Source organism: Actinomyces sp. 594 (assembly GCF_019325145.1).
GTDB lineage: Bacteria > Actinomycetota > Actinomycetes > Actinomycetales > Actinomycetaceae > Actinomyces.
This window is the reverse complement of sequence record NZ_PIZC01000012.1, coordinates 20071-27828: the sequence shown is the minus strand read 5'-3', so window position 1 is coordinate 27828 and position 7758 is coordinate 20071. Positions and strand designations below refer to the sequence as shown.

Sequence of the window (7758 nt, the reverse complement as noted above, 5' to 3'; positions counted from 1 at the left end):
AACAACCACAAGTGTCACCGATGTCCTGACACACCAAGTGTCACCGATGTCCTGAGGCAGAACTGTCACCGATGTCCTGAGACATCACACCACAGCGGCCACCCGCAAATAGTCCTAACGCACCTGGAGGTGCGAGGTGCTTCCTGACTGAGCGCCAAGAACATTTTCGAGTACGCAGCTGAAGTCTTAATGCACCTTGAGGTGCGAGGCGCTTCCTGACGAAGAGGACTTCTTTTTCGGAGTCCAGGACAGAATGTCTTAATGCACCTTGAGGTGCGAGGCGCTTCCTGACAAGATCCTCGATTTCGAAGCGCCCGCCGCAGAGTCGTCTTAATGCACCTTGAGGTGCGAGGTGCTTCCCGACCCCTACCCCTGGAAACCGCGCCATACCGCCACTTCCAGGCCCGGGATCGCCACCGGCTCCGCAAGCACCCCACGGAACCGACTGGCACCAGGCCAAAACTACCACCTTTCGTTGAAAACAAGCCAAGCGCCACCGACACCCCTCAGACCCCCTCCAGCCACCAACTTTCAACGAAGTCATGCAGAAAAGTCAGGGTCAAAATGCACCTATCTTTGTACCGTAGACCGAATTGTAGCCTCCCGGCAGGCGCCACACCAGCCCCACACACCCCAACTGCATCACACGCAACACTCGCAACCACCGCTCTCGTCACCTCCAGGCGTCCCCGCCGCACCGACACTACCGCCGCAAACGACCGCGAGCACCCACCACCCCGCCGCGCCTTTACTACGCCACTTCGCCGTTAACAACGCTAGTTAACGGCCTGCTGAATACCTCAGAGGCCTTCAGCAAACGGCTAAGTGGCGTAGCAAACGGTGAACCGACGTAGCAGACCGCGAACCGGCGTAGCAGACCGCGAACCGGCGTAGTTAACACACCCGGCTTAGGCCACTGACACCTCTCCCGGTCATGTGAGCGCCTAGCGACTCGCGCGTCACGGCATGCAGGAGACGCGGCCCTCAACCTCGGTGCCGACGAGTAGCCCCGTGGAAAACTAGCACCTGCGCCGGTTGGCGCTGACGAAGTAAGCCACGCACCGCTCAGGGCAGTAGTCCTGCGAAGTGGACCCGGCAGCCTTCCGGACGGTGGGCGAGCCGGGTTTCGCGTACCGGATTCGCCCGATAGCCGCCTTCACGTCCGAATCGCCACCACCGGAGCGCTCTCAACTCAACGGCCTCATTCGGGCACAGCCTTACAGCATGCAGGAGACGCAGCCCTCCACCTCGGTGCCGGTCAGCGCCGCCTGGCGCAGGCGGATGTAGTACAGCGACTTGATGCCCTTGCGCCAGGCGTAGATCTGCGCCCGGTTCACATCGCGGGTGGTGGCGGTGTCCGGGAAGAACAGCGTCAGGCTCAGCCCCTGGTCCACGTGCTGGGTGGCGGCGGCGTAGGTGTCGATGATCTTCTCGGGCCCGATCTCGTAGGCGTCCTCGTAGAACTCGAGGTTGTCATTGGTCATGTAGGGCGCCGGGTAGTAGACGCGCCCGATCTTGCCCTCCTTGCGGATCTCGATCTTGGCGACGATCGGGTGAATCGAGGAGGTGGAGTGGTTGATGTAGGAGATCGACCCCGTGGGCGGCACCGCCTGGAGGTTGCGGTTGTAGATGCCGTCCCGCTTGATCTTCTCCGCCAGCTCCGCCCAGTCCGCGCGCGTGGGCACGTGCACCGACGACGCGGCGAAGACCTCCCGAACCCGCTCGGTGACCGGGACGAAGTCCTGGGTCAGGTACTTGTCGAAGAACTCGCCGGAGGCGTACTTGGAGTCCTCGAATCCGACGAAGGTCTCTCCCCGCTCCACGGCCAGCTCATGCGAGGCGGTCAGCGCCGCGAACAGCACGGAGGCGAAGTAGACGTTGGTGAAGTCCAGCCCCTCCTCCGACCCGTAGTGGATGCGCTCGCGCGCCAGGAAGCCGTGCAGGTTCATCTGCCCCAGGCCGATCGCGTGGGACTCGCGGTTGCCGCGGTTGATCGACGGCACGGACTCCAGCTCCGTCTGGTCGGAGACCGCGGTCAGCCCGCGCACGGCCGTGCGGATGGTGCGGGCGAAGTCCGGGGAGTCCATGGTCTTGGCGATGTTCAGGGAGCCCAGGTTGCAGGAGATGTCCTTGCCGACGTGCGCGTAGGACAGGTCCTCATTGAGCACGCTGGGCTCGGACACCTGCAGGATCTCCGAGCACAGGTTGGACATGACCACCTTGCCCTTGATCGGGTTGGCCCGGTTGACCGTGTCCTCGAACATGACGTAGGGGTAGCCGGACTCGAACTGGATCTCGGCCAGCGTCTGGAAGAACTGGCGGGCGTTGATCTTGTCCTTGCGGATGCGCTCGTCGGCCACCAGCTCGCGGTACTTCTCGGTGACGTTGATGTCCGCGAAGGGCATCCCGTAGACGCGCTCGACGTCGTAGGGGCTGAACAGGTACATGTCCTCGTTCGCGCGGGCCAGCTCGAAGGTGATGTCCGGGATGACGACGCCGAGCGAGAGGGTCTTGATACGGATCTTCTCATCCGCGTTCTCCCGCTTGGTGTCCAGGAACCGCAGGATGTCCGGGTGGTGGGCGTGCAGGTAGACGGCGCCGGCGCCCTGGCGCGCACCCAGCTGGTTGGCGTAGGAGAAGGAGTCCTCCAGCAGCTTCATCACCGGGATGACGCCGCTGGACTGGTTCTCGATGCGCTTGATGGGCGCGCCCATCTCCCGCAGGTTGCTCAGTAGCAGGGCGACGCCGCCGCCCCGCTTGGACAGCTGCAGGGCGGAGTTGATGCCGCGGGAGATCGACTCCATGTTGTCCTCGATGCGCACCAGGAAGCAGGAGACGGGCTCGCCGCGCTGGGCCTTGCCCTCGTTGAGGAAGGTGGGGGTGGCCGGCTGGAAGCGGCCCGACATCATCTCACCGATCAGGTCCAGCGCCAGCGACTCATCGCCGTCGCCCAGCGCCAGGGCAACCATGGTGACGCGGTCCTCGAAGCGCTCCAGGTAGCGCTTGCCGTCGAAGGTCTTCAGCGTGTAGGAGGTGTAGTACTTGAAGGCGCCCAGGAAGGTCTCGAAGCGGTAGTCGTAGGCGTAGGCGGCCTTGAAGGCGGCCTTGACGAACTCGGGGCTGTAGCGGTCCAGCACCTGCTGCTCGTAGTAGCCCTCCCGCACCAGGTAGTCCAGCTTCTCCTCAAGCGACGGGAAGGTGACGGTGTTGTCATTGACGTGTTGGAGGAAGTACTGGCGCGTGGCCTCACGGTCGGCGTCGAACTGGATCCTGCCGTTCGCGTCGTACAGGTTCAGCTTGGCGTTCAGGGCGTGGTAGTCGAGGTCCGGGGAGACCGTGGTCTTCGGTGCGGTGCTCGCCGGGGCCGTCAGCGTTTCTGCCAAAACTTGTCCAATCCTTCTTTGACGCGTTCGACGTCGGTAGGGGTGCCGAGCAGCTCGTACCGGTAGAGGAAGGGGACGTTGAGCTTGCTGGCGATGATGTCGCCGGCGATGCCGTAGGCCTCGCCGAAGTTGGTGTTGCCCGAGGCGATGACGCCGCGGCACAGCGACCGGTTGTGCGGGTCGTTGAGGAACTTGATGACCTGCTTGGGCACGGCGCCCTTGATGGCGCCACCACCGTAGGTGGGGACGACGAGGATGTAGTCCTCGTCAACGCTCAGCGGCTCATCCCCCGGGCGCAGCGGAATGCGTGCGCTGGGGTAGCCGAGCCGCTCAACAAAGCGACTGGTGTTCTCCGAGGTAGAGGAGAAGTAGACGAGCAGGGGGCGGTCACTCACGAACGCCTGGCCCCACTCAGATGGCGGCGGCCTCGACGGCGGCGGCCAGGGCCTTGATCTTGTCCGGGCGGAAGCCAGACCAGTGCTCGCCGCCAGCCATGACCACGGGAGCCTGCGCGTAGCCGAGGGAGCGGACCTGCTCCAGGGCCTCGGCGTCGAGAGTGATGTCAACCGTCTCGTAGGACAGGCCGGCCTTGTCCAGGGCGCGGTAGGTCGCGGAGCACTGGACGCAGTTGGGCTTGGAGTAGACGGTGATGGCCATGTCGGTCACTTCCTGGCAGCGAGTAGTTGGAGCGGTTGGTTGATGGTTCGGGTGCGCGTGCACTCCGGCGGCCCCAGCGGACGGGAACCTACCCGGTTGTAATCACACCCATGTAGTTCTCGGGAGGGCAAGCGCCCCCTGCTGCTCAAAACACTACCCCTGGGGGTCGAGGAGCGCCACCACCCCAAGATGATGTGTCTGACGTGTTGTTGTGCATAGACCCTCCGGAGCTGTGGACAGCGCGCCTGACGCTGTGGATGCGGTTGTGGAGCGGGCACAGCCGCCCCGCCCGCCGCCCCCGGCGCCACGACGGCAACGCGACGCCGGATCGGCTAGTTCATGGTCTCGCGGGGGTCTGACACGAATTCGCCCCCTTAGCCCCGAGTTACCCACAGGCACCCCTGCGTCACACCGCGCCCTCAGTCCCCAGCCTGGGGACTGGCCGGGGAAAATACCTCGCGGACCGCACCCGCGCCCGGCGTGTCGCGACTGCCTGCCCGCCGCGCCGACGCCGCTCATCACCCCAGTCCATTCCGTCTCCCCCACAACTTCCCCGCAACCGTGCTACGTTCCCATGAGCCGCCTCACACAGGCCGACCGCACGGCAGCGAGCCCACCAAGGAGAGGACCGCGAGACGACCATGGACGCAACCGAGCGCCGGCAGGCGATCCTGGCCCGCCTCAAGGACGCCACCAACCCGCTGGCCGCAGCCTGGCTGGGCGAGCAACTGGGCGTCTCCCGGCAGATCGTCGTCGGCGACGTCGCCCTGCTGCGCGCCGCCGGCCACGCCATCCGCGCCACCAACCGCGGCTACGTCCTGGCTCGCCCCAGCTCCCGCCCGCGCCGCGTCTTCCACGTCCAGCACGGACGCGACCAGGTGGCCGCCGAGCTGGCCGCGATCATCGACGCCGGCGGCACCGCGCTGGACACGATCATCGAGCACCGCCTGTACGGCCAGATCACCGTGGACCTGCTCATACACAACCACGCCGAGCTGGATCTCTTCCTCGAGCGCATGGCCGAGTCCTCCACCCTGTCCGAGCTGACCAACGGCTGGCACGCGCACACCATCGAGGCCGACACCGAGGCACAGCTGGACACCATCGAGTCGCGCCTGAGCGAACTCGGCATTCTGCGCTGATCCCCCGGCTGACTCCGCGGGGCGAATGTCCGAATCCGGCATAAACGCGTCGGTGCCCCCTTGTTCGACGGCGGCGATTCGTTGAGATCGTGCGGTTTCACGAGGTAAGACACGGTAGCCCCGGGACGTTTGTGCCGTTTTCGGACACTTTTCCGCCCCGCTGGCCCGGCCGCACGCCCTAGCCACGCGCACGGGAGAGGCGGCTCACGCAATTTGTGTCATGACACCTGACGGCTCTCGGCTATCCTTTGAGTGTCTTGACACCTAGCGCGGACGCGCGCTCCCACGCCGTCCCGCCATCCAGGGGAGGCCCCCATGTCCGCATCCTCCAAGCCCACCCCCGCCTCCAAGCCCATCCCCGCCAGCAAGTCCGCCGCCACCAGCAACAACACCGCCACGGGCAAGGCCGCCACGGCCCCCTCCTCAGCTGCCGCCGCCGAGGGGCACGGCCCGCTGGACTGGCTGCGCGCCTTCGGCAACCGCTTCTTCATCGAGGGCCTGACCGGCATGGCGCACGGCCTGTTCGCCACCCTGATCATCGGCACGATCCTCACCCAGATCGGGGCCTTCATCCCCGGGACGGTCGGCGGCCTCATCGTGCTGATGGGGCGAGTGGCCTCCTCAATCACCGGCGCCGGCATCGGCCTGGGCACGGCCCGCCGCCTGGGGGCCGACGCCTTCGTCACCATCTCCGCGGCCGCCGTCGGGCAGGTCGGCGCCCAGGCGTCCGGCCTGCTGGCCGGCAGCGCCATCCTGACCGACGACGTCGGCACCGCCCTGCTGCTGCGCGGCCCGGGTGAGCCACTGGGCGCATTCGTGGCGGCGTGCGTGGCCATCGAGGTCGGCCGCCTGGTCTCCGGCAGGACGCCGGTGGACATCCTGGTGACGCCGTTGACCACCGTCGTCGTGGGCGGCGGCGTCGGGCTGCTGGTAGGCCCGCCCATCTCCTCCGCCATGACGGCGCTGGGGCAGCTGGTCAACTGGGGCACCGAGCGGCAGCCGCTGCTGATGGGCGTGATCGTCGCCGTCATCATGGGGATGGTGCTGACCCTGCCGATCTCCTCGGCGGCCCTCGGCGTGATCCTGGGACTGTCCGGCATCGCCGCCGGGGCAGCGACGATCGGCTGCGCCACCCAGATGGTGGGCTTCGCCGTCGCCTCTTTCCGGGAGAACCGCTGGTCCGGGCTGCTGGCGCAGGGCCTGGGCACCTCCATGCTGCAGATGCCGAACATCCTGCGCCGACCACTTATCTGGGTGCCGCCCACGCTGGCGTCGGCGCTGCTCGGGCCGGTGGCCACCGCCGTGCTGCACATGGAGTCCAACGCCGTCGGCTCGGGGATGGGCTCGGCCGGGCTGGTCGGTCAGATCATGACCTGGCAGACCATGAGCAGCGCCATGCCCACAGGACAGCTGCTGGCCACGATCGTGCTGTTCCAGTTCGTGGCCCCGGCGGTGCTCACCCTGGCCATCAGCGAGTTCATGCGCGCCCGCGGCTGGATCCGCCCCGGCGATATGGCACTGGCCGCAGCCTGAGTTCTCCACTACCCCGTCACCCTGCGGCGCGCTCGCCGTCGGCAATGCATGCAACCCCACATACGACTATGAGCACATCCGTGCCATACTCGTAATCGAAACGCGATTGTCATTCGGTGGCGGCCCCCGCGTCACCCGAAACAGCCCTGACCCGGGTGAAGGAGGTAGAACTTGACCTCACAGGCCTCACAGACTCCATACGCGGCAATGCCGCCACTCCCTGTCGGCTGCCGACCGGCACCGCGGCAGGTGGTTGCGGAGAGTATTGCGATTGACCTTGCCATCGTGCTGCTACCCCTGGCTGTCGGCCTAGTTGTGCCGGGGCCGGCACTGCTCAGGCTTGCGCTCGTACTGGGGGCGCTCGGCCTGCTCCTGGCACAGCTCGTGAGCCACTGCCTGTACGGCAGAGCTGTCGGCGGCCGCCTGCTGGGACTGCGCACCGTCGACGCCGACGCCGGGCTCCCCACCGGGACGGCGCGTTCCCTGCTGCCACTTGCGCGCCTAGGCGCAGCGGCCGGCGCCGCTGTGCTGGACGTCCGGCAGGGCCCGGATCCGTCGCGCGGGACCCTGGACGACCTTGACGCGTCGGCCGCCCGAGCCCTGGAGGCGAGTGCGGCGTCTGCGCCCCCGCAGCCTCCCGCCGAGCCGCAGCGGATCACGGCTCCCCCGGCATCTCCCATGATCACGCCGACGCCGGCCGAGCCAGCCACGACCGCACCTTCACCCGCCAAGACACCGCCGGCGCTGCGCGCAGTGCCGGCGCAAGCAACCCAGCCGACATCCATGCCGCTGCCGCCCGCTGTGCCACCGCAGCCGGCACCTCCACCCCCACCGCCTCCCGAGCCCGCTCAGCAACCGGTCACCGAGCCCCTGCCGCAGGCACCCGCCCCACCCCGCGTCACCCGTAAGGCGCTCAGGGCCAAGGAGAGGGAGCGGGAGCGTGCGCGCGCCCGGCAAGACCTGGGCTTCACGGACCCCGACTCCGAAACCCCCTCAAGGATGGTCGGATGAACCCGGCACCAGCCCCAACCGCATGCGGCGCG

The 7758-nt window shown here is 67.1% G+C and carries 6 protein-coding genes; 3 read left to right on the top strand and 3 right to left on the bottom strand.

The genetic code is table 11. From position 1 onward, the window contains the following. Window positions 1–1217: 1217 nt before the first annotated feature. From nrdE to nrdH, 3 genes are read right to left on the bottom strand one after another with little or no spacing between them, the layout of a single operon-like run. Window positions 1218–3383 (bottom strand): class 1b ribonucleoside-diphosphate reductase subunit alpha, encoded by a 2166-nt coding sequence (nrdE, locus tag GZ998_RS01665; RefSeq protein WP_219108575.1) that lies wholly within the window; start codon window positions 3381–3383, stop codon window positions 1218–1220. Beyond that, window positions 3368–3778: a class Ib ribonucleoside-diphosphate reductase assembly flavoprotein NrdI gene (gene nrdI, locus GZ998_RS01660; RefSeq protein ID WP_162679261.1), complete on the bottom strand. Its 411-nt coding sequence runs from the start codon at window positions 3776–3778 to the stop codon at window positions 3368–3370. The genes nrdE and nrdI overlap by 16 nt, the downstream gene beginning before the upstream one ends. A 16-nt stretch (window positions 3779–3794) precedes the next feature. Continuing rightward, window positions 3795–4040: a glutaredoxin-like protein NrdH gene (nrdH, locus tag GZ998_RS01655; protein WP_161925218.1), complete on the bottom strand. Its 246-nt coding sequence runs from the start codon at window positions 4038–4040 to the stop codon at window positions 3795–3797. A 641-nt stretch (window positions 4041–4681) separates the two neighbouring features. Here nrdH and GZ998_RS01650 point away from each other — a divergent pair. The 3 genes from GZ998_RS01650 to GZ998_RS01640 all read left to right on the top strand — a co-directional run bounded on the left by GZ998_RS01650 (window position 4682) and on the right by GZ998_RS01640 (window position 7726). Then, a complete protein-coding gene (locus GZ998_RS01650; protein ID WP_161923316.1) occupies window positions 4682–5182 on the top strand; it encodes a transcription repressor NadR in 501 nt (166 codons plus the stop codon). Between the two features lie 315 nt (window positions 5183–5497). After that, the gene (locus GZ998_RS01645) at window positions 5498–6715 is read left to right on the top strand and encodes a PTS transporter subunit IIC (RefSeq protein WP_219108573.1); all 1218 of its coding nucleotides are present in this window, start codon (window positions 5498–5500) and stop codon (window positions 6713–6715) included. Between the two features lie 207 nt (window positions 6716–6922). Continuing rightward, window positions 6923–7726 carry a hypothetical protein gene (locus GZ998_RS01640; RefSeq protein ID WP_219108571.1) on the top strand — a complete coding sequence of 268 codons (804 nt, stop codon included), beginning with the start codon at window positions 6923–6925 and terminating at the stop codon, window positions 7724–7726. Window positions 7727–7758 lie beyond the last annotated feature (32 nt).